The organism is Corynebacterium sp. KPL2680 (assembly GCF_040225675.1).
GTDB lineage: Bacteria > Actinomycetota > Actinomycetes > Mycobacteriales > Mycobacteriaceae > Corynebacterium > Corynebacterium rhinophilum.
In genome coordinates this window covers 35,946-58,418 of the sequence record NZ_JBEHFM010000010.1, presented here as the reverse complement: position 1 = coordinate 58,418, position 22,473 = coordinate 35,946, and the positions used below count along the sequence as shown (strand labels likewise).

Genomic DNA, 22,473 nt, shown 5'->3' with positions numbered 1-22,473 from the left:
CTGCTCCGAGAGGAACGAGGGCCGCGCGGTGGGTGCTTAAACCGAGTGGCGTTTAATTCTTATCGACGCCGATATTTCCGTCCTTCTTCCACACCACAACCACTGCTGGGCGTGGGGTGGACGTGCCGCCCTCTGGCCAGTGGGAGGTTTGCTTTTCAAAGGTGGCGTCATCGGTTTCGCCTGGGTGCTGGACGTTGACCATCACGCGCTCATCGGTGACGATGGGGCCGCAGGTCTCGGCGCCCGCCGGCACGGTCAGGAAGCACTTGAGCTCACCGCGGGTATCGCCCTCGGTGGTTACGGCGTAGAGGCCGTCGTTGGACTCGAGCGCGTTGCCGTCGGTGGAAATCCACATATTGCCGTGGTTATCAAAGGCCAAGTTATCCGGGCAGGAAATTGGGGATACCTTCTCCTTGTCAAAGCCACCGAAGTAGGTATTGGCCTCCTTCGGATCGCCACAGACCAGGAAGAGATTCCAGGTGAACTTTTCACCAGCGTGGTCATCTTCAATCTCCATGACCAGACCGTTCTTATTTTCCTTGACGGGAGCCCACTCCATCGGATCTTCCTTGTTCTTCTTGGCGTTTTCGCCGGTAGCACCGCGGTAGGAGTTATTGGTCAGGGCCACGTAGACCTTCTCAGAGTCTGGGTGGACCTGCATATCTTCAGGGCGGTCCATCTTGGTAGCGCCCACCTTATCGGCGGCCTCGCGGGTGTAGACGGCAACCTCTTCGGCGGACATGCCATCGACGTGGGACTCGAATTTGTTGTTCTCCGTATCGGAGGTCAGCAGCTTGATCCACTTACCTTCGCCGTCGAAGGCACCGTCCTCTGGCAGTACGCCGGAACCGTCGATCTCATCTTCTGGGGAGTTGCCTTCCATCTTGGCCACGTACAAGGCGCCGTGGTCCAAGATGCTGAGGTTGTGCTCGATGTTGCCTTCTTCGTACTTCTTGGTGGAGATGAACTTGTAGATGTACTCGAAGCGGGAGTCATCGCCGGAGTAGCACACGACGGTGCCATCGGAAGCGATGTGAATATTGCCGGCCTCGTGTTTGAAGCGTCCAAGCGCGGTGTGCTTGACCGGGGTGGACTCCGGGTCCAGTGGGTTAATTTCTACGATCCAGCCGAAGCGGTTGGGCTCATTCGGTTCCTTGGAGACGTCGAAGCGCTTATCAAAGCGCTCCCACTTGCGCTCGGATTCACCATCTTCCATGCCGAAGCGCTCAAGGGATTCCTGTGCCTTCTTGTCATCCAGGTTGGCGTGAGCGAAGTACTGGTCAAAGTTCTCCTCGCCGGAGAGCATGGTGTTCCACGGAGTGATGCCGCCGGAGCAGTTATTCAGGGTGCCCTTGACCTGCTTGCCGGTCTTATCGGCGGAGGTCTTCACAAACTCGGAGCCGGCTGCTGGGCCAACCAGAGTGAACTCGGTCGTGGCGGTGATGCGGCGGTTAAGCGGACCAAACTCGCGCTTGAGTTCACCGGTATTGCCCACCTTGGACACCTCCACGATGGAGTGGCCGTGGCCCGCCCAACCAATCTTGGCCTGCTCTTCGGTGGGGTTATCCGCATCGTAGTTGGGGAACATCTGCGGCTCGGTGGTGTACTCGTGGGAGCAGACGTAGATAAGGCGATTGTCATCATCCGGGTGCTCGATAAGTCCGGCGAAGTCGTTATTGAAGCCGAACTGCTTCTCGGCGGCCTCGGCCGTCTGGTTCTTATCATCAAACTCTGGCGCATCCTTGAACAGCGGGTCTCCCCAGGCGATGAGAACGGACTGCTTATAGCCATCCGGGATGACTACTTCGTCCTTTTCGTTCGGCTCAACTGGGTCAAACTTCATACCCTCTGCGGAGGTGAGTTCTACATTGGCCTCGGAAGTCTTGCCCCCCTTGGCCTCGGAGGAAGAGGCTTCATTGGAGACTTCATCCGGGTTGGAGCAGGCAGCCAACGCGGCGCCGCCGCCGACGGTTACTACGGACAAGCTGCCCGCGCGCAGAGCGGTACGGCGGGAGAACTGGTCACCGAAGTATGGGTTATCAGACTTGTTCTCACATTCACCGAAGCAGGCATTGCCGCACTTGTAGGTGCACGTCAAGCTGGAACGAGAGGATGCGAAGAGACTAGAGAGAAGGTTGCGGCCTTTAAGCGCCATTATTACTGCTCCAAAGAAGGTCGAAAATATTGATAAGACATGGGATCAGCCATATATATAAGGGGATGCCAGCAACAGTGCGTTGGCCTTGAGGTGACAGCGAAGTGAACTATGCGTAAATCTTTCCCGGGGTAGGGGCGCTATGGGCCAAATCGCGGGTAGCGGGCGGGATCGACTACCCTAGGCTAACGTGAGCGAGCAGAAGAATAATGAAGTAAACGATGTCCCTGAGCAGCTGCGCATCCGCCGCGAGAAGCGCGATCGCCTGCTCGAATCCGGCGTGGAGGCCTACCCGGTATCCGTCGAGCGCACTATCTCCCTCAAGGAATTGCGCCATGATTTCCGCGTAGTGGCCGAGGGCGAAGAGCCGGGCAATGAAGAGGGCGTGACCTACCTGGCCGCTGGTGAGGAAACCGAGGTCACCCACGCTATTGCCGGCCGCCTTATCTTCATGCGCAATACCGGCAAGCTGTGCTTTGCCACCTTGCAGGACGGCGATGGCACCCAGATGCAGGCCATGCTTTCGCAGGCCAAGGTGGGCAAGGAGCGCCTCGATGCCTGGAAGTCCGATGTGGATTTGGGCGACTTCATCTCCGTTAGCGGCCACGTGGTTGCGTCCCGCCGTGGCGAGCTGTCCATCATGGCTGAGGAATGGACCATGGCGGCCAAGTCCCTGCGCCCGCTGCCGGTGTCCTTCGCGGATATGGCTGAAGATACCCGCGTGCGCCAGCGCTATAACGACCTCATTATCCGCGAAGAGGCCCGCAAGAACGCCATGGTGCGCGTGAAGGTCATGCGTGCGCTGCGCAATTACCTGGAAGGCCAGGACTTTGTAGAGATCGAAACCCCGATGCTGCAGACCCTGCACGGTGGTGCGGCCGCTCGCCCGTTTATCACCCACTCCAATGCGCTCGATATTGACCTCTACCTGCGCATTGCTCCGGAGCTGTACTTGAAGCGCGCCGTCGTCGGTGGCATCGACCGCGTCTTTGAAATCAACCGCAACTTCCGCAATGAGGGTGTGGACCGCTCCCACTCGCCGGAGTTCGCCATGCTGGAGACCTACGCCGCCTGGGGCGATTACAATGATTGCGCCCGCATGACCCGCGAGTCCATCCAGTCCGTGGCCCGCGAGGTCTTTGGTTCTACCACCGTCACGCTTGCCGATGGCACCGATTTCGACTTCGGCGGCGAGCAATGGCCCGAAATCGAGATGTACCCGTCCTTGAACGAGGCCTTGCAGCGCAAGTTCCCCGGTCAGCCGGAGGTCACCATCGATACCGACGTGGAGACCCTGAAGGGCATCGCCAAGGTCATTGGCCTCGACGTGCCGCAGGGTGAAGGCTGGGGCCACGGCAAACTGGTGGAGGAAATCTGGGAGGTCCTGTGCGAGGACCAACTGGAAGGCCCCATCTTTGTGAAGAACTTCCCGGTCGAGACCTCCCCGCTAACCCGCCAGCACCGTTCCGAGCCCGGCGTGACCGAAAAGTGGGACCTGTACGTGCGCGGCTTCGAGCTGGCCACCGGCTACTCGGAGCTTGTCGATCCCGTCGTCCAGCGCGAGCGCTTCGAGGACCAGGCCCGCCTTGCCGCCGGTGGCGATGAGGAAGCCATGGTCTTGGACGAGGACTTCCTGGCCGCGATGGAACAGGGCATGCCGCCGACGGCCGGTACCGGCATGGGCATGGACCGCCTGCTCATGGCCCTGACCGGCCTCGGAATTCGCGAGACCGTGCTCTTCCCGCTGGTAAAGCCAGAACAGAAGTAGCCCATACCCGGCGCCCCCACTCGGTGCCCGCCCACGCAGGCACCCGTTAGCGCCCCGAAACCGGCTGCAGCCTTCCTTTGGCTGCAGCCTTTTTGTTTACCCATTGCACCCGCCGCGTGTGCCTCGCAGGCCGAGTCGCACGCCTACTTCTGCCTAGTTCTATCGGTTTCACAAAAGTGCAACCTCCTCGGTGATATCTGAGCGAAAAATGCTACATCTCAGGGCCGAGTTTGCTCAGTTATCACCGAGGACCTATTGCATCGGAGGTTGCACAAAGGAGGTTGCGCATCAGAGGCTCCACAATCGAGGCCGAACGGGAGGCGTTGCGCATCGGAGGCCGCGCTGCGAGAAGTGGGCGGCAAGTGGAGAACGATCCGGCGAGCGGCCTCAGGCATCATCTGTGGGAAGCGGCCCAGCGGAGGTATCGCCGCGCAGGCGTTTGATGATGTTTTCTGCAGAAATCAGGCACATCGGCACGCCGACGCCCGGCACGGTGGTCGCACCGGCGTAGTAGAGGCCGGCCACCTTGCGCGAGGCATTGCGCCCGCGGAAGAACGCAGATTGAAATAGCGTATGTGCTGGCCCCAAAGCTCCACCTGACCAGGAGTGATAGCGGTCGGCAAAATCGGCTGGTCCGAGGCTGCGCGTGATGGTGATTCGCTCGCGGAGGTCAGGAATATCGGCGGTGCGGGAAAGCTGGTCGAGGGCGGCATCTGCAATAGCAGCAACGCGCGGGGAAGCCTCGGGATGGTAGGCATCGCCGTGCCCGTAGGCTTCTGCAGCGGGTACGGGGATGAGGAAGAACAAGTTCTCGTGGCCTTCTGGTGCGACATCCGCGTCGGTGGCCGAAACCTTCGAAATGTAGATGGACTCAGAGGCGCCGAGGGGACGTTCCGTTTCCGGCGCGGAAAAGACTGCGCGGAAATCGGGGTCCCAGTCCTGGCTGAACAAAAAGGTGTGGTGAGCTAGCTCCGGGAGCTTTCCCTTCACACCGGCGAGTACCACCACGGTACCCAGCCCCGGATTGCGGCGGGCCCAGTAGCGCTCCGGATAGGTGCGCAGCTTCCGGGGCAGCAGCTGATTTTCGGTGTGGTGCAGGTCAGCAGCCGAGACCACAATATCGGCATCGATATGCCCGTTCGTTGTGCGGACGCCGGTGGCGCGGGAGGAGGACCCGCCGGTGGTGGTGATGGAGGTGACCTCTTCACCCAAGCGGAAGGTGGCGCCGAATTTTTCCGCTTGGCGGTAGATGGCCTGCACCACCGCGTGGAATCCGCCGAGGGGGTAGCGCACACCTTCCACCAGGTCAGTATGGCTTAAAAGGGAATACAGCGCTGGGGCCGCGGCAGGCTCGGAGGAGAGAAAAACCGCTGGGTAGCTCAGGATCTGTCGCAGGCGCGTATCCGAAAATTGCCCGTTGACGTGCTTTTGCAAGCTAGTAGTAAGCAGCGCTGCAATCCGCGCTAGCCGATGCCGAATATCTGCATGCACCAAGTTCAAGGGCGCCGAAAATGTGGTGTACAAAAAGTGATCGAGCGCTACGTGGTAGGCGTCGCTGGCATCTGCCAAATAGCTGCGCACCTGGCTGCCCGCGCCTGGTTCTAGCGACTCGAAGAGTTGGGCCACATTATCGGTCCCGGAATGTACATCCACGGGGGTAGGGCGCGAGCCGGTGCCAGTAGCGGATTCGGCGGGGCCGCCGGTATAGACGCGGTAATCCGGCGAGAGTCCCACTAGATCCAGTTCCTTTTCTGTCGAGGTACCGCAGAGGGAAAAGAAGTGGTCGAAGGCATCCGGCATGAGGTACCAGGACGGTCCGGTATCCCAGCGGAACCCAGCCTCCGCATAGCTGCCCGCGCGCCCGCCGACCTCGTCTAGGGAGTCTACGACGGTAACTTCATAGCCCTCTTTTCCGAGGAGGGCAGCGGTGGCAAGGCCGGCGATGCCGGCCCCGATGACGACGACGTGCATGATGTTCTCCTTAGTACTCGGTGCACTATCGAACCGCGCGCACCGCGCGGGCGGCTAGCCACGCCTTGGTGCGATTCGGCACGGATATGCGGGTGGTTTTTAACTCCGCGGCGGGGGTAGCGGCGAGCCGGTTGGTGAGCTCGGCAAAGATATCGGCGGCCGCGCGCACACCGAAGCGGGCGGATAGCGGCAAGAGGTTAATGGATTCTTCGGCGGCAGCGAGATCGTGGCGGATATCGGCGATGAGCGTGGACTTGGCGGCCTCGGAAAGCTCTCCGCCAGCGGCCTGTGGAAAATAGGCCCGGCCCAGGACCGAGGAGTCCTCGCCTAAATCCCGCAGGAAGTTAATCTTTTGAAACGCTGCCCCCAAGTGGCGTGCGCCGCGGTTCATCGTGGCGCGGTCGGCGGCGGACACGGTTTCTTCCGCCAGGAAGACCTGCACGCACAATAAGCCGATGACCTCGGCGGAACCGTAGATATACTCGGCGAGTTCCGCGGCGGAATACTCCCGCTGGGAAAGGTCGGCGCGCATGGAATCGAAAAAGGCCACGAGGTGCTGGCGCTGGAAGCCACAGCGCCTAGCGGTAATGGCATAGGAGTGCACGACGGGATCGGTGTGCAACCTTTTCTCCGGCGCCGCTAGGATAGCGGCCTCGTAGGCATCGAGCGCGGCGGCGGCATCGATGCTGGCTTGGTGCGCGGTGCCATCGACAAGCTCGTCTGCGATGCGCACTACGGCATAAAGGTGGCGGATGTCTTCGCGCACCCGCCCGCGCAAAAGGCGCGTGGCCAGGGTAAAACTGGTGGAATACTGCCCCATAACCTGCGCGGCCGCGCGCGAGGCCGCCTGGTCATAGCGAGTCAACATACTTGCAAAAGTAGCACGGGCCCAAAGGGCCCTAGCGGTTGGTGGCCCGCGGCTGGCCCTCGGCAAAGCCGGCGGCCGATTGCACGCCCACGGTGGCGCGCTCGTGGAAGCTAGCCAGCGAATCGGCCCCGGCGTAGGTGCAGGACGAGCGCACGCCGGAGATGATGCGGTCCACCAAGTACTCCACGCCGCCGTGTTCCGGATCGAGGTAGATGCGGGAGGTGGAAATGCCCTCCTCAAACATCTCGCGGCGGGCGCGCTCAAAGGCCTCGGTGGCGGAATTGCGGCCGCGCACAGCCCGGCGCGAGGCCATGCCGAACGATTCCTTGTAGAACGAGCCATCGGCATCCTTGTGCAGGTCACCGGGGGATTCGAAGGTGCCGGCGAACCAGGAGCCAATCATCACATTGGACGCGCCCGCGGCCAGCGCCAGGGCCACGTCGCGGGGATCGCGCACGCCACCATCGGCCCATACGTGCGCGCCAACCTCGCGGGCTGCGGCGGCACACTCCAGCACGGCGGAAAATTGCGGGCGCCCCACGCCGGTTTGCATGCGGGTGGTGCACATCGCGCCGGGGCCCACGCCGACCTTGATAATATCCGCGCCCGCCGCGGCCAACTCGCGCACGCCGGCGGCCGTGACCACGTTTCCGGCGGCAATCGGCAAACCCAAATCCAGGTCCCGGACCTTGCGCAGCGCCGCCAGCATGCTGTCTTGATGCCCGTGGGCGGTATCGATGACGAGGACGTCAGCGCCGGCATCGGCAAGCGCCCGCGCCCTGCCCTCAACGTCGCCATTAATGCCCACCGCGGCACCGATGTGCAAGCGTCCCTGCTTGTCGATGCCCGGCTTATACATCGTCGCCCGCAGCGCACCCTTGCGCGTCAAAATGCCCGCCAGCGTGCCATCCGGATTGACCACTGGGGCGAGCTTGCGCGAGGTTGCGCGCAGGCGGGTAAAGGCCTCCTGCGGGTCGATGCCCACCGGCAGGGTCACCAAATCCGTGGTCATGAGCTCGCCCACGGCGGTGAAATTATCCTGCCCGCGCAGGTCCTTCGGCGTAATGATGCCCACCGGCAGCGCGCCGTCGACCACGATGGCCGCGCCGTGGGCGCGCTTGTGCAAAAGGTTGCTGGCATAGCCCACCGTGTGGTGCGGCTTGATGGTGATTGGGGTGTCATAGACCAGGTCAGCGGCCTTTACCGAGGCCATCGTCTCCGCCGCGGCCTCCAGGCTGAGATCCTGCGGCAGGATGGCCATGCCGCCGCGCCGGGCGATGGTCTCTGCCATGCGGCGGCCGGCCACTGCGGTCATATTCGCCACGATGAGCGGGATGGTATTGCCCGTGCCATCGGCTGCGGTGAGGTCGACCGCCTGTCGCGAGCCAACATCCGAGTGATTCGGCACCATAAATACATCCGAGTAGGTCAGCTCGTAGGGCGGGCGGGAATCATTGAGGAAATGCACTGTGGGATTGCCTAACGTGAATCGAGGGTGCGGTAGAAGACATCTAAATCATACGCCCCAAGTTTTGCCGGTTAAGCCAACTCAGTATCCTGATTTGGTGTCTCAGAATCCCGCTCCGAAAATCTCCGCAGAGGTCATAGCCAACCTCACCATCTTGGTACTCTCCGCGATGGTGATGATCCTGAATGAAACCGCGCTTTCGGTGGCGCTGCCCACCATCATGGCGGATTTCTCCATCCCGGCGACCTCCGCGCAGTGGCTGCTGACCGGCTTCTTGCTCACCATGGGCGTGGTCATTCCCACCACTGGGTTCCTGATGGATAAATTCACCACCCGGCAGATTTTTGGCGCCTCCACCGGCATCTTCCTGACGGGCACGGTGCTAGCGGCGCTCGCCCCGGCCTTTGGGTTACTGCTGGCCGGCCGCGTGCTGCAGGCTGCCGGTACCGCGCTGATGATTCCCACCCTTATGACCGTGGCCATGACGCTCGTTCCTCCGCAGCGCCGCGGCACCATCATGGGCATTATCACCGTGGTTATCTCCGTCGCGCCGGCCCTGGGCCCCACCGTCGGCGGGTTCATTTTGAGCATGGCGACCTGGCACGTCATCTTCTGGGCCATGGTCCCGCTCATCGCCGCCATTAGCGTCGCTGGCTACTTCCGACTGGTCAACGTGGGTGAGCGCAGGGATACCCGGCTCGATATTCCGTCGGTATTCTTATCCGCCCTGGCCTTCGGCGGGCTCATTTATGGCCTATCGTCCATCGAGAAGATGGTGGAGGGCGGCTCGCTTGCCGATGCCCTCCTACTCCTCCTCGGCATCCTCGCCCTCATTACCTTTACCGTGCGCCAACACCGGCTGGCCAAGGTAAACCGCGCGCTATTGGACCTGCGCCCGTTCAAGGTCCGCAATTTCACCCTCGCGGTTATCGCCATGCTGCTCATGTTCGCCCTGCTGCTGGGCACGGTGAATATCCTGCCCATTTATCTGCAGAGCTCGCTGGCGGTATCCTCGCTGGTCACCGGCCTCGTGGTCATGCCGGGCGGCCTCTTGCAGGGCGGGATATCCCCGATTGTGGGGCGGATTTATGACGCCCTTGGCCCCCGGCCCCTGTTGATTCCCGGCGCCATCATGTTTTCTACCGGCATTTGGCTGATGACCCTGCTGACAGAAAACAGTGAGGTGTGGATGGTTATTGGCATGCATATCCTGTTCGCCGTGGGCATCGCGCTCATGATGACCCCGCTGATGACGGTCTCGCTGTCCTCGCTTCCCGATGACCTCTACTCCCACGGCTCCGCCATTTTGAATACGCTGCAGCAGCTCGCCGGCGCGGCGGGCACCGCCTTCCTCGTGGCCTTTTTGACTAGCGGCACCAAATCCGGCCAAGCCGAGGGCATGAGCGAGGCCGCCGCCACCGCCCAAGGCGCGCACTGGGCCTTCCTTTTCGCCGGCGTGCTCTCGCTTTTCGTGCTCGTGCTAGCGCCGCTGCTCAAGCGCGTGCCCGCCGCCGACTAACGCCGCGCGGACTAGCGCCGCGCGGAGTAACCCCTGCCGGGAGAGCGCGGACCGGTCAGCCTCGCCAGCTCTCCTCCGGCGCCTACTGCGCGCACAAAGGTAGCTTTAGCCGCGCGGATTCGGCATCGTCGCCCCACACCATGAAGATGGACTGGGTGCCTTCCACGGCCATAACGTAGGTCTGCGGATCCGTTGAGGCCTCGTAGCTTTGGATGGTGCACCTATCGTTAGACAGCTCTACTGGGTCAGTGTTTGGGAGGACGGCATCGCGTTCTTCCACACTGGGGTAGTAGGCGGCGGTGTAGTTGAAACCATCGCCCGAGCAGGTGATCTTCGCTTCTTGTCCATCTTCTGGAGGACGGGAGGAACACTCTGCACCGAGCGCGCCGTCTTGGCCGCTGCGCGAGCCGATCAGGCTCGGATAAGCATCCGCTAGGTTCTTTTCCTTGTCATCCCAGCTGGGGTAGGACAGGAAGAACCACAACGCGCCCGCGGCGGCCACCGCGATGACGGCCAAAACAGAAATGAGCGCGATGAGCCCGCCCTTGCCCTTCTTCTTTGGCGGGGCCGTATTCATCGGCGGTACCGGCTGTTGCTGGTACTGCTGCTGGTATTGCTGTTGATACTGCGGCCCGGCCTGGTTCTGCGGTGGGAACTGTTGCTGCGGTTGTGGCGGGAACTGTTGTTGCGGCTGGGACTCGGGCTCTGCGACCTGCACCGGCGGGAATTGTGAGGTATCGAGATCCCGCTCGGGGCGCAGCGCCTTAACGACCTCTTTAGCGCTCGAGAAATCCTTGTCCGGCCTAAAAGAAGGACACGTGGCGGTAACGAGTTTTTGGAAGGCGCGGACCGCATCGGCACCCGTCGCGCTCTTCGCCTTTTCCGAATCTTTCTCGGCGGTTTCCTGTGCAGACTTCTCCGCCGTTGTCTCCGCGGAGCTGGCACCGCCTGGGCCAGCGGCGGCGAGGACGGCGACCTCTTTATCCTCATCCACGAAAACGCGCTCGGCCTTGAGTCCATGGACGGCGAAATCCGCGCGGTTGCGGCTAATCAGGAAATCCACCGCGCCTGCCACGGGGGTGAGGATTTCTTGGGCGTGGGGTTTGGTGGGGGCATCGGCAAGCGTGGGCAAAGCGGTACCCGGGCAGGCCTTGCGGACTAAGAATTCCTGGCCATCCGCCGTCGTGCCAGAGCCCACCAGGGCGGCGAGCGCGGGGTGGTGCAGGCCGTGCAGGGCGGTAGAGGCCTTGACGATGCCCCTTGCCTCCGCCGCAAAGATCTCCACCGTAAATTCCTCGTGCGTGGAGCCATCCTCCACGACAAAAAGGGTGGAGTTGGGCCCCTCATCCAGCACTGCCTTTTCGTGCAGGTTGTGCTGGGAAGCAAAGAATTCGGGAAGGTGCGGCACGGCTATTTTATTCCTTTGTATCTACGAGACGACAGGGAGAATGAAGAAGATTCTAGGGCAAAAAGGCCCTGTTCGCTACCGGCGTACACCCATGTGAGCTGCGAGTATGGGCGGTTTGGGCCGTTTATAGGGCGATGGGGGCCAAAAAGAGGAAATCCTTTGGGGCGTGCGGCGTTACAGTGGGTACCACATTAGAAGCGAAAGTTTAGGGGAGTCATGTTCGAGAGGTTTACAGACCGTGCTCGTCGCGTCATCGTTTTGGCGCAAGAAGAAGCACGCATGCTTAACCACAACTACATCGGAACCGAGCACATCCTGCTCGGCCTTATCCACGAGGGAGAAGGTGTAGCTGCCAAGGCTCTAGAGTCCATGGGCATTTCCTTGGAGGACGTGCGCCGTGAGGTAGAGGAGATCATCGGCCAGGGCAGCCAGCCGCACACCGGCCACATTCCTTTTACCCCGCGCGCTAAGAAGGTCCTTGAGCTGTCCTTGCGCGAGGGCCTGCAGATGGGTCACAAGTACATCGGCACGGAGTTCCTCCTGCTCGGACTTATCCGTGAGGGCGACGGCGTTGCCGCACAGGTGCTGACGAAGCTCGGCGCTGATCTGCCGCGCGTGCGTCAGCAGGTTATCCAGCTGCTGTCCGGCTACGAGGGCGGCCAGCAAGAAGGCGGCGGCGACTCGAACCAAGCCCCAGGCCCCATCGGCGCGGGCGCAGGTTCCGGCGCCGGTGCCGGCGGACGCGGTGGTTCCGGCGGCTCGGGCGAGCGCTCCAACTCGCTCGTGCTGGACCAGTTCGGCCGCAACCTCACCCAGGCAGCCAAGGACGGCAAGCTAGACCCCGTCGTTGGTCGCGAGTCTGAGGTTGAGCGCATCATGCAGGTACTCTCCCGCCGCACCAAGAACAACCCGGTGCTCATCGGTGAGCCCGGCGTTGGTAAGACCGCTGTGGTTGAGGGCTTGGCGCTGGACATCGTCAACGGCAAGGTCCCAGAAACCCTTAAGGACAAGCAGCTGTACTCGCTTGACCTGGGTTCTTTGGTCGCCGGTTCCCGCTACCGCGGTGACTTTGAGGAACGCCTGAAGAAGGTTCTTAAGGAAATTAACCAGCGCGGTGACATCATCTTATTCATCGACGAGATTCACACCCTCGTCGGTGCCGGTGCCGCCGAAGGTGCCATCGACGCTGCTTCGCTGCTCAAGCCCAAGCTTGCCCGCGGTGAGCTACAGACCATCGGTGCTACCACCCTGGATGAGTACCGCAAGCACATCGAAAAGGATGCCGCGCTGGAGCGTCGTTTCCAGCCGGTGCAGGTCGATGAACCTTCGCTGGATGATACTTTCCTCATCCTGAAGGGCCTGCGCGATAAGTACGAGGCGCACCACCGCGTGTCCTACACCGATGAGGCACTGCACGCTGCCGCGCAGCTGGCGGACCGCTACATCAATGACCGCTTCTTGCCGGATAAGGCCGTCGACCTCCTCGATGAGGCCGGTGCCCGCATGCGCATCAAGCGCATGACCGCCCCGAAGGGCCTGCGCGAGGTCGATGACCGCATCGCAGAGGTTCGCCGGGAAAAGGAAGCGGCTATCGATGCCCAGGACTTCGAAAAGGCCGCCGGCCTGCGCGATGACGAGCGCAAGCTGGGCGAGGAGCGCTCCGAGAAGGAAAAGCAGTGGCGCTCCGGTGACCTGGAGGAAATCGCCGAGGTGGGCGAGGACCAAATTGCTGAGGTTCTGGCGCACTGGACCGGCATCCCCGTGCTGAAGCTGACGGAGAAGGAATCTTCCCGCCTGCTCAACATGGAAGAAGAGCTGCACAAGCGCATCATTGGCCAGGACGAGGCGGTCAAGTCCGTCTCCCGCGCCATCCGCCGCACCCGTGCAGGCCTCAAGGATCCACGCCGTCCTTCCGGTTCCTTCATCTTCGCCGGCCCGTCCGGTGTGGGTAAGACTGAGCTGTCGAAGTCGCTGGCTAACTTCCTCTTCGGTTCGGATGATGACCTCATCCAGATCGACATGGGCGAGTTCCACGACCGCTTCACCGCCTCCCGCCTCTTCGGTGCTCCTCCGGGATACGTTGGCTACGAAGAGGGCGGCCAGCTGACCGAGAAGGTTCGCCGCAAGCCATTCTCCGTGGTGCTTTTTGATGAGATCGAAAAGGCCCACAAGGAGATCTACAACACCTTGCTGCAGGTGCTGGAAGATGGCCGGCTTACCGATGGCCAGGGCCGCGTCGTCGACTTCAAGAACACCGTCCTCATCTTCACCTCGAACCTGGGTACCCAGGACATCTCTAAGCCGGTGGGCTTGGGCTTTACCGGCGCCAGCGAGAACGATTCGGACGCCCAGTACGAGCGGATGAAGGCAAAGGTCAACGACGAGCTGAAGAAGCACTTCCGCCCCGAATTCCTGAACCGTATCGATGACGTCGTGGTCTTCCACCAGCTCACCCGCGAGCAGATCGTGCAGATGGTTAACCTGCTCATTGACCGCGTGGGTACCCAGCTGGAGGAGCGCGATATGGGCATCGAGCTCACCGATAAGGCCCAGAACCTCCTGGCCCAGCGCGGCTTCGACCCGGTTCTTGGTGCTCGTCCGTTGCGCCGCACCATTCAGCGCGATATCGAGGACCAGCTCTCGGAGAAGATCCTCTTCGGCGAGATTGGCGCCGGCGAAATCATCTCGGTCGACGTCGAAGGCTGGGACGGCGAGTCCAAGGACGACTCCGGCGCTACGTTCACCTTTACCCCGCGCCCGAAGCCGCTGCCGGATGACATCGATGAGCCTTCGCTTGCCGATGCCTCCGTCCGCGACAACGATCCCTCCGACGGTTCCGATTCGGATAACTCCGATTCCGATTCCAACGACGACAACGGCGACGGCAACGGTCCAAAGGACGGCGGTTCCGGTTCCGACAATGACGGCATCGACACCAACGGCGAGCCGGATGTCATTTCCCCGGATGTGCCTTCGGAAACGCCGGGCCCTGGTAACTCCGACGACGATGGCAAGAACCCGCCACCAGCAGGTGCTGGCCAGCCGATGTAACTAATCGGCTCGGCCCGCCCCGCCCCGGCCCGCGCGGGCCTCCATAACCACCCTCGGTTCCACTGCGAACCTTGGGTGGTTTTCGTATGTGCCCAGCGTGGTGCACGGGGGTATTGCTAAAATGGCCGGTTATGGGACTTCAATATCGTTCGCGCAAAAAGACCGGCAAGAATAGCTGGATTAACATCTCCGGATCCGGTGCTTCCATGTCCACGAAGATTGGCCCGGTGACCTTTAATTCTCGCGGCGGCATGTGGGTCAACCTCCCTGGCGGGCTCAACTTCCGCGGCCGTTGGCGTTAACGATTCTCTGTGCTTCAACGCTGATAGGCCCGGCGGGAGGTTAAACCGGCAGGTGGAAGAGGCCGGCGGAGTTTTGCTCGGCGAGGCCATCGTCAAGCAGCGAAGCCAGCGCGCGGGAACGTTGCGCGGCATCGGGCCAAACCACGTCGATAGCGGACTGCGGCACTGGGTGTTCGGCGGCGCGCAGCACGTCTAGAATCTTGCCGCGCACCTGCCTGTCGGTCCCGGCAAATTTTTGCACGCGCTTTTTCGCGCGGGTTTGTTCCGCGGCGGAAGGCTCGGGGCACCCGGCGAGCTGCCAGGCACACGTCGCGCGCAGGGGACAACGCTTGCAATCGGGATTTTTCGCCGTACACACCAGTGCGCCGAGCTCCATGAGCGCAGCAGAAAACCGCGGCCCGTTGCGCTCGGGCAAGAGGGCGGCCACAGCGGCGAGCTCGCGCTTGGAGGGCGACGGGGCGAGGAAATTTCCGTCCTCGGCGCGGGCATAGACGCGGCGCACGTTGGTATCGACCACCGGCACGTTCTGGCCAAAGTAAAAGCACGCCACGGCGCGGGCGGTGTAGTCGCCGATTCCAGGCAGTGCGAGCAGCTCATCCACGTCTGATGGAACCTTGTCCATTACCCCCGCACACTCCCAGAGCCGCAGCGCGCGTCGCGGGTAGCCGAGCTTGCCCCAGGCGCGCAGCACCTCGGCGCGGGAGGCTTGGGCGAAGTCCGCGGGGGTGGGCCAGCGCCGCATCCATTCCTCCCACACGGGGGCGACGCGGGCGACGGGGGTCTGCTGGCTCATGACCTCGGAAAGGAGCACTCCCCAGGCGGAGGTACCGGGGCACCGCCAGGGCAAATCGCGTTCATTGGCGTCAAACCAGGAAAGAAGTGCGTGCGTATCCATCTCGCAGGACAGTCTAGGGCATTAAAATATAGTTCATGCCATTAAGTAACGTTGCCCATAATCCGCAAGCCGTCTGGGAGGCCCTCCAGGCCGGAAACCAGCGCGTCATCGACGGCACCATCATGGATCTCAACAAGATTTATGAGCGCGACGGGCTCACCAAGGGCCAGGATCCCCGCGTGGTGGTCTTGGCCTGCTCCGATTCCCGCGCGCCCATCGAGCACATCTTCAATATCGGTTTCGGCGATGCCTTCGTCATCCGCACCGCCGGCCACATCCTGGACGCCTCCGTGCTGGCTTCCTTGGACTATGCGCTCGACCACCTGCACCCCAACCTATTGGTGGTCTTGGGCCACCAGTCCTGCGGTGCGGTGGCGGCCGCGGTGGATTTTGTCCGCGGCGGCGAGTTGCCCATCGGCCTGCAGCGGCCCATCATCGAGAAGGTCGCGACGTCCGCTTGGACTGCGGGCCCTGACGCCACGCTTGCCGATGTCGAGCGTCAACACACCCTCCAAACCGTCACCCAGGTCGTGGCCAGCATCCCTAATGTGCGCAAGCAGCTTGACGATGGCTCCTTCGGCATCGTCGGTGCCCGCTACCTCCTCGAAGAATCGCGCGTGGAGCCATTGCACTCCTACGGCGTTGAGTTGACACGCGGTGCCGGCTTAGCGGATCCAGGCGCGTCTACCACTTAAAATTGAGTGCGTGAACCAGAATAAGCCCCTTCCAGAAGAGATCTATAAGCGCCGCCGGGTTGCCGCGCTTATCATCGTGATCGTCCTGGCCGTGGTGCTGATCTGGGCGGCGGTGGCCGCCTTTGGCGGCGATAGCGACGATTCCGGTGCCGCGTCCTCAGAGTCTTCGGCGGCAACCACGTCCGCCGAAACCACCAGCGAATCCGCAACCACGTCCACGGATTCGACGAGCGAATCCGAATCTGCCTCCGAGTCGGAAGCCAAGGATGGGGAAGAGGGGGCATCGGAAAGCAAGGAGCCCGAGGAATCCGTGCACGCTGCGAAGGACACCTGCTCGCTTGAGGACTTGGAGGTGCGCACCTCCATGCTCAACTACTCCGTGCCGGACGGCGAGCTGCCGAAGTTCTTCATGACCGTCACCAACCCCACCGCCGCGGATTGCAAAATCGACCTAGATGAGAACTCGCTGCGCTTCGAGGTCTACAAGATGACCGATAACCAGCGCGTATGGTCTGATACCGATTGCTACGCCTCCGTGCAGACCGGTGAGCAGACCTTCCCCGCGGGCAAGGACCTGAAATTCGAGGCTGAATGGTCCCGCCAGGCATCCGAACCGGGCAAGTGCACCGACCGCCCGACCGCCGAGCCGGGTGCCTACTTCGCCCACACTGTCATCGGCGATAATTCCTCCCCGCCGCAGGACTTCACCCTCCGCTAAGCGCGCGGCCTCCTTACAGTCGGCCGCGCGGAACCAACCCGCGCGTTATCTGCTCGGGCGGAAGCATCCCGCGTGGGAGTCCGCGCCGCCGGAGCGCCCTCCCCTCGGCAACAGCTCGGCAAGAACCCGCCACCGGTTACGATTGAACTACGGCTGGACCGCGGCGAGGGCCTCGCCACGCGTTGCGACTTGGCGCACCTGCATGCCGTCCACGGGGTTAATTTCCCCACGCGGGACAATCGCCCGCTTGTATCCCAGCCGCGCCGCCTCCTGCAGGCGCCGCTCAACATTGGGCACCGGCCGCAGCTCGCCGGCCAAGCCCACCTCGCCGATGACCACCGTCTTCGCCGGCAGCGGCTGCTCGTGCAGCGAGGACCAGGTAGCCAGCGCCACCGCGAGGTCGGTTGCGGTTTCGGTAATCCGCATGCCGCCCACCGTGGCCACATAAGCATCCTTATCGTTCGTGCGCTGGCCGGCGCGCGCCTGCAATACGGCGAGCACCATGGGCACGCGGTTGGCATCGAGTCCCGTGACCACGCGCCGCGGGTTCTTCGCCACGGGGTCCACGGTCAGCGCCTGGACCTCGGCGAGGATGGGCCGCACGCCGTCCATGGCGACGGTCACCGCGGAGCCATCCGGCGTCGTGCCCCGGTGGGAGAGGAAGAGCCCCGACGGGTCCGCGACCTCCCGAATACCCCCGGCGGTTTGCTCGAAACAACCTACCTCATCGGTCGCGCCGAAGCGGTTTTTCATCCCGCGCAGCATGCGTAGGCTGGACTGCCGGTCGCCCTCGAAGTTTAGGACGACATCGACAAGATGCTCCAAAACCCGCGGTCCCGCCACGTTTCCGTCCTTGGTCACGTGCCCTACCAGCAGCACGGGGATGCCGGTGGATTTCGCCAGGGAGGTCAGCGCCGCGGTCACGGCGCGCGATTGCGCGACGCCGCCGGGCACGCTTTCTACCCCCACTGCATGCATGGTTTGCACGGAGTCCACGATGATGAGCCCGGGTTTGACGGCATCGACATGCCCAAATACGGCGTCCAGGTTGGATTCGGCCGCGAGGTACAGCGATTCTTGCAGCGCTCCGGTGCGCTCGGCGCGGGCGCGGACCTGGCCGGCGGATTCCTCGGCGGTGGCGTAGAGGACGGTGCGGCCGAGCTGGGCCCAGCGGGAGGCGACCTCGAGAAGCAGCGTGGATTTGCCCACGCCGGGCTCGCCGGCCATGAGCACCACCGAGCCCGGCACGATGCCGGAACCCAGCACGCGGTCAAGCTCGCCGATGCCCGTGCGCACCGTCTTCGTCGCCTGCGCGCCCACCTGCGTGATGGGCTGCACCGGGCTCGTCGGCGCCACGCCCTTATGCCCGCCGCTTGCCGATGCCCCCGCCACCACCGGTGCCTTTTCCTCCATCGTCCCCCACGAACCGCAATCCGGGCAGCGCCCGAGCCACTTGGGGGAGACATAACCGCATTCGGAGCAAGTGTGGATGGGGCGAGATTTTTTGGCCATGGTGTAGAGCCTAGAACGTGGCGGCCAAAACGACGAACGCGCCCGTACTCCGCGGAAAGAGTAGGGCGCGCGTGCGGTGGGCTATTAGTGGTGGGAGTTACCGGTGTTCGCGTCGGTGGTGTAGCCCTCTGGGGATTCCACGTCGCGGTCGTACTTACCGGCCTCCATCTGGGAGGCGGCGACGGTGGCGTCGACCTCGATGGAGCCGTTGGAGAACTCGAAGGTCACCGGGCGGTGGCCGGCGTAGCCAAAGTCATCGTTATCCAGGTGGGTGGCCACGTACTGTACGGTCTCGGAATCGTGATCCGGGGTTGCGTCCAGGTTCTTCTGGGAGTCCGCCACGATGGAGTGATCGCGCTTGAGCGGCTGGGTCTGCTTCATCTCGACGGTCTGGCCGTCCACCTTCACGGACTTCAAGGTGATGACATCGGTTTCATAGCCCTGGTTGACGGCGTTGAACTTCAACGCGGCGCCACCGTCTGGCTCTGTCAGGATGGTGACATCGCGGACGGCAATCTTATCGTCATCGGTGCTGGCAGAAGCGCCATCAACCGCAGCTACCTTCTCTGCCGTCTGGGCGACGTGGCCTGCCGAGCAAGAAGCCAGCGCCAAAGCGGAGACGGCGGTAACGGAAATAATGGCACCGCGACGGGCGGCGGACTTCAGGGACTGCACGTTGAGCATCCTCCATCAATTGCGATCTCAGGGCTTATCAAATCTTTAGCCTAGTCCCTTTCGATATAAAGTACACAGTTTCTCGCTAACCTAGCGGGTAGTCCGTGGGGGTAATCGGGGGCATCCGGTGTCGGGCATGGCGCGCGTGATAAAATGGCGGCCTTAGTTATCGGCATATTCACGGGATTATAAGGAGTGGCAATGGAATATAAGGTCGGCGAGGTCGTCGTCTACCCGCACCACGGCGCGGCGGTCATCGAGGATATCGAAACCCGCGTAATGGGCGGCGAAGAGCTGGAATACCTCGTGCTGCACATCAACCAATCCGATCTCGTCGTCCGCGTGCCTAAGAAGAATGCGGATAACGTCGGCGTGCGCGATGTCGTGGGCAAGGAGGGCCTGGAAAAGGTCTTCTCCGTACTGCGCGATGAAGATGTGGAAGAAGCCGGCAACTGGTCCCGTCGCTACAAGGCCAACCAGGAGCGCCTTGCGTCCGGCGATATCAACAAGGTGGCAGAAGTGGTGCGCGATCTCTGGCGCCGCGACCAGGACCGCGGCCTGTCCGCCGGCGAGAAGCGCATGCTGGGCAAGGCCCGCACCATCCTGGTGGGCGAGCTGGCGCTGGCGCAGCCTGTCGATGACAAAAAGGCCGATACCATGATGGAAGAAATCGACGCCACCATCGAGCGCCACCGCGCCGCCGGCCTGGTCGATGACCAGTCCATTACCACCGATATCGACAACGACATCGATCTCGATGACCTCTCCTTCGACGACGAAGACTAAACCCCGCGTTATCGCCTTAATCGCCGCGGCCGGGCAAGGCACCCGCCTCGGCGCGCAGGTGCCCAAGGCCTACGTCGATCTGCACGGCCGCACCCTGCTGGAGCGATCCATACGCACCATGGCCAACTCCGGCCTCGTGGACGAGGTCATTGCGGTGGTGAGCCCGGCTATGGAGGGGGAAGCTGGGGGCATCGTCAAGCGCGTGCGCGCAGATATCCCGGTGCGCCTCGTGCATGGGCGTGGCGAGCGCGCCGATTCCATTTGGGCCGGGCTGCAGGCCATTCCAGACGAGGACGCCGTCGTGCTCATCCACGATGCCGCCCGCGCGCTCACGCCCAGCGCGATGGTCGAGCGCGTGGCGCGGCGCGTTCTTGCCGGTGCGCCCGCCGTTATCCCGGCGGTTCCCGTGACCGATACCATCAAGGAGGTCGCCGGCGACACCGTCATTGGCACCCCCGATCGCGCCCGCTTGCGCGCCGTGCAGACCCCGCAAGGTTTCCGCCTCGCCGCGCTGCGCCAGGCCAACCTGGATTATTGGCGCAAGCAGCCGGATTTCACCGCCACGGACGATGCCAGCCTGATGGAATGGCACGGCCAGCGCGTGGAGACCGTGCCGGGCGATATCCTTGCTTTCAAAATCACCACCCCCACGGACCTGACCCTGGCCCACGCCCTTGCAGAGGAGCAGCATGACTGAGCCCATCATTCCCCGCGTCGGCATCGCGACCGATGCCCACCAGATTGAAGCCGGCAAGCCTTGTTGGATTGCCGGGCTGCTTTTCGATGACGCCCCCGGCTGCGAAGGCCACTCCGACGGCGATGTCGTAGCCCACGCGCTTGTCGATGCCCTCCTTTCCGCCTCCCACCTCGGCGATCTCGGCTCCTTCGTGGGGGTGGGCCGGCCCGAATACGATGGCGTGTCCGGCGCCCAGCTCCTGCGCGAGTGCCGCGAGTTGCTGGAAGCAGAAGGTTTCATCATCGGCAATGCCGCAGCCCAGCTCATTGGCCAGACACCGAAGATGGGCCCGCGCCGCGAGGAAGCCGAGGCCGTGCTTTCGGAAATCCTCGGCGCGGATGTTTCTATTTCCGCCACCACGACCGACCATTTGGGCTTTACCGGCCGCAAAGAGGGCCGCGCGGCGGTGGCAACGGCCGTTGTCTGGCGGCGCCAACACTAACCTCGCGCACGGGTGATTTAGACTGGGTGGTGTGAGTACTTTGCGCATTTTTGACACAGCCACCCGCAGCCAACGCGACTTCGAGCCGATTCGCCCCGGCCATGCCTCCATCTACTTGTGTGGTGCCACCCCGCAGGCGCAGCCGCACATCGGCCACCTGCGCTCCGGCGTGGCTTTCGACATCCTGCGCCGCTGGTTGCTCGCGCAAGGCTATGACGTCGCGCTCGTGCGCAATGTCACCGATATCGATGACAAGATCCTTACCAAGGCCGCCGAGAATAATCGCCCCTGGTGGGAGTGGGTGTCTACCTACGAGCGCGAGTTCACCAAGGCCTATAACCTGCTCGGCGTGCTCCCGCCGTCCGTGGAGCCGCGCGCGACGGGCTTTGTCACCCAGATGGTCGAGTACATGCAGCGGCTTATCGATGCCGGCTTTGCCTATCCCGTTCCCGCCCAAGACGCCGAAGCCACCGCGCAGACCGATGGCGCATCGACCCCTGCCGATGCGGCCGGCTCGGTGTACTTTGACGTCGAGGCCTGGACCAAGGCGGAAGGATCCGACTACGGCGCGCTGTCCGGCAACCGCGTTGAGGAGATGGAACAAGGCGAGTCAGACAACGCGGGCAAGCGCAGCCCGCTCGACTTCGCCCTGTGGAAGGCCGCGAAGCCGGGCGAGCCGAGCTGGCCCACCCTGTGGGGGCGTGGCCGCCCGGGCTGGCACTTGGAGTGTTCTGCCATGTCGACGTACTACCTGGGTTCCAATTTCGATATCCACTGCGGCGGCTTGGACCTGCAATTCCCGCACCACGAAAACGAGATCGCGCAATCGCACGCGGCTGGCGATAAGTTCGCCAATTACTGGATGCATAACCACTGGGTGACGATGGCCGGCGAGAAGATGTCGAAATCGCTCGGCAACGTGCTTTCCATCTCGAACATGCTAGAGCTCGTGCGCCCAGTGGAGCTGCGCTACTACCTGGGCTCTGCGCATTACCGCTCCGTGCTGGAATACTCCGAATCCGCCCTGACGGAGGCGGCGGCGGGCTACCGGCGGATTGAGGACTTCGTCAAGCGCTTTGCAGGCGTCGAACGCGGCGAGTGGACGCCGGACTTCGAGGACGCCATGAATGATGATATCGCCGTGCCCAAGGCGCTGGCCGCTATCCACACCACCGTGCGCGCGGGTAATAAGGACCTGGCCGCCGGGGACGAGGACGCCGCCCGCGCGAAGGCCGCCCAGGTGCGCGGGATGGCGCACGTACTTGGATTTGATCCGCTGGAGTGGGAAGATGGAGGCGAAGCTAGCGGGGCAGACGCGGCGCTCGGTGCGCTGGTCCAGGCAGAACTGGAACGGCGCACGCAGGCCCGCGCAGAAAAAGACTTCGCTACTGCCGATGCCGTGCGTGATCGCCTCACTACCGCCGGCATTACCATTACCGATACCCCAGACGGCCCCACGTGGTCGTTGACCCAGCGTTAAGCAGCGTTTCGCTGTTATTTCCGC

Annotated in this window: 18 protein-coding genes; 10 read left to right on the top strand and 8 right to left on the bottom strand. The window is 62.8% G+C overall.

The features are described 5' to 3' along the window. Positions 1–52: 52 nt before the first annotated feature. Complete coding sequence (locus tag ABRP66_RS06610) at positions 53–2,155, bottom strand: PhoX family protein (protein WP_284770327.1); 2,103 nt, start codon at positions 2,153–2,155, stop codon at positions 53–55. Positions 2,156–2,345: 190 nt separating this feature from the next. Between ABRP66_RS06610 and lysS the strand changes: the two genes are divergently transcribed. Next, positions 2,346–3,923, top strand: coding sequence for a lysine--tRNA ligase (gene lysS / locus ABRP66_RS06605; protein ID WP_284770328.1), 1,578 nt, complete (start codon positions 2,346–2,348; stop codon positions 3,921–3,923). Positions 3,924–4,310: 387 nt separating this feature from the next. Here lysS and crtI read toward each other — a convergent pair whose 3' ends face one another. From crtI to ABRP66_RS06590, 3 genes are read right to left on the bottom strand one after another with little or no spacing between them, the layout of a single operon-like run. Beyond that, a complete protein-coding gene (gene crtI, locus ABRP66_RS06600; RefSeq protein ID WP_284770329.1) occupies positions 4,311–5,894 on the bottom strand; it encodes a phytoene desaturase family protein in 1,584 nt (527 codons plus the stop codon). Positions 5,895–5,919: 25 nt separating this feature from the next. Next, entirely contained in the window at positions 5,920–6,762 is an 843-nt protein-coding gene (locus ABRP66_RS06595; RefSeq protein ID WP_284852296.1) for a phytoene/squalene synthase family protein, read from the bottom strand. Positions 6,763–6,793: 31 nt separating this feature from the next. Continuing rightward, on the bottom strand, positions 6,794–8,230 hold the full coding sequence (locus ABRP66_RS06590) for a GuaB1 family IMP dehydrogenase-related protein (protein ID WP_349838490.1): 1,437 nt from the start codon (positions 8,228–8,230) through the stop codon (positions 6,794–6,796). A gap of 97 nt (positions 8,231–8,327) precedes the next feature. Between ABRP66_RS06590 and ABRP66_RS06585 the strand changes: the two genes are divergently transcribed. Then, on the top strand, positions 8,328–9,749 hold the full coding sequence (locus ABRP66_RS06585; RefSeq protein ID WP_349838489.1) for an MDR family MFS transporter: 1,422 nt from the start codon (positions 8,328–8,330) through the stop codon (positions 9,747–9,749). Positions 9,750–9,831: 82 nt separating this feature from the next. Here ABRP66_RS06585 and ABRP66_RS06580 read toward each other — a convergent pair whose 3' ends face one another. Beyond that, entirely contained in the window at positions 9,832–11,157 is a 1,326-nt protein-coding gene (locus ABRP66_RS06580) for a serine/threonine protein kinase (RefSeq protein WP_284853853.1), read from the bottom strand. Positions 11,158–11,373: 216 nt separating this feature from the next. Between ABRP66_RS06580 and ABRP66_RS06575 the strand changes: the two genes are divergently transcribed. Both ABRP66_RS06575 and ABRP66_RS06570 read left to right on the top strand, forming a co-directional pair. Continuing rightward, entirely contained in the window at positions 11,374–14,208 is a 2,835-nt protein-coding gene (locus ABRP66_RS06575) for an ATP-dependent Clp protease ATP-binding subunit (protein ID WP_284852292.1), read from the top strand. 131 nt (positions 14,209–14,339) lie between these two features. Further along, positions 14,340–14,510, top strand: a complete 171-nt coding sequence (locus ABRP66_RS06570) for a DUF4236 domain-containing protein (RefSeq protein WP_081443674.1) — start codon at positions 14,340–14,342, stop codon at positions 14,508–14,510. A 40-nt stretch (positions 14,511–14,550) separates the two neighbouring features. Here the strand turns inward: ABRP66_RS06570 and ABRP66_RS06565 are convergent, their stop codons facing one another. Continuing rightward, positions 14,551–15,405, bottom strand: coding sequence for an HhH-GPD family protein (locus ABRP66_RS06565; RefSeq protein ID WP_284796524.1), 855 nt, complete (start codon positions 15,403–15,405; stop codon positions 14,551–14,553). A 35-nt stretch (positions 15,406–15,440) separates the two neighbouring features. Between ABRP66_RS06565 and ABRP66_RS06560 the strand changes: the two genes are divergently transcribed. Both ABRP66_RS06560 and ABRP66_RS06555 read left to right on the top strand, forming a co-directional pair. Beyond that, positions 15,441–16,100 carry a carbonic anhydrase gene (locus ABRP66_RS06560; RefSeq protein WP_284770336.1) on the top strand — a complete coding sequence of 220 codons (660 nt, stop codon included), beginning with the start codon at positions 15,441–15,443 and terminating at the stop codon, positions 16,098–16,100. A gap of 10 nt (positions 16,101–16,110) precedes the next feature. After that, complete coding sequence (locus ABRP66_RS06555; protein ID WP_349838488.1) at positions 16,111–16,818, top strand: hypothetical protein; 708 nt, start codon at positions 16,111–16,113, stop codon at positions 16,816–16,818. Positions 16,819–16,965: 147 nt separating this feature from the next. On the opposite strand, the gene radA is transcribed toward ABRP66_RS06555, so the two are convergent. Together radA and ABRP66_RS06545 are read right to left on the bottom strand one after the other, a co-directional pair. Continuing rightward, positions 16,966–18,330 (bottom strand): DNA repair protein RadA, encoded by a 1,365-nt coding sequence (radA, locus tag ABRP66_RS06550; RefSeq protein ID WP_349838487.1) that lies wholly within the window; start codon positions 18,328–18,330, stop codon positions 16,966–16,968. Between the two features lie 84 nt (positions 18,331–18,414). Next, on the bottom strand, positions 18,415–19,014 hold the full coding sequence (locus ABRP66_RS06545; protein ID WP_284796527.1) for a hypothetical protein: 600 nt from the start codon (positions 19,012–19,014) through the stop codon (positions 18,415–18,417). Positions 19,015–19,206: 192 nt separating this feature from the next. Between ABRP66_RS06545 and ABRP66_RS06540 the strand changes: the two genes are divergently transcribed. Genes ABRP66_RS06540 through cysS form a run of 4 tightly spaced genes read left to right on the top strand, consistent with a single transcriptional unit; the run spans position 19,207 to position 22,449 of the window. Beyond that, a complete protein-coding gene (locus ABRP66_RS06540; protein ID WP_284796528.1) occupies positions 19,207–19,791 on the top strand; it encodes a CarD family transcriptional regulator in 585 nt (194 codons plus the stop codon). Continuing rightward, on the top strand, positions 19,763–20,488 hold the full coding sequence (ispD, locus tag ABRP66_RS06535; RefSeq protein ID WP_349838486.1) for a 2-C-methyl-D-erythritol 4-phosphate cytidylyltransferase: 726 nt from the start codon (positions 19,763–19,765) through the stop codon (positions 20,486–20,488). The genes ABRP66_RS06540 and ispD overlap by 29 nt, the downstream gene beginning before the upstream one ends. Next, complete coding sequence (gene ispF, locus ABRP66_RS06530; protein WP_005279548.1) at positions 20,481–20,969, top strand: 2-C-methyl-D-erythritol 2,4-cyclodiphosphate synthase; 489 nt, start codon at positions 20,481–20,483, stop codon at positions 20,967–20,969. Before ispD ends, ispF begins: the two co-directional genes overlap by 8 nt. Before the next feature lie 31 nt (positions 20,970–21,000). Continuing rightward, positions 21,001–22,449 (top strand): cysteine--tRNA ligase, encoded by a 1,449-nt coding sequence (gene cysS, locus ABRP66_RS06525; protein WP_284796531.1) that lies wholly within the window; start codon positions 21,001–21,003, stop codon positions 22,447–22,449. Positions 22,450–22,473: the final 24 nt, after the last annotated feature.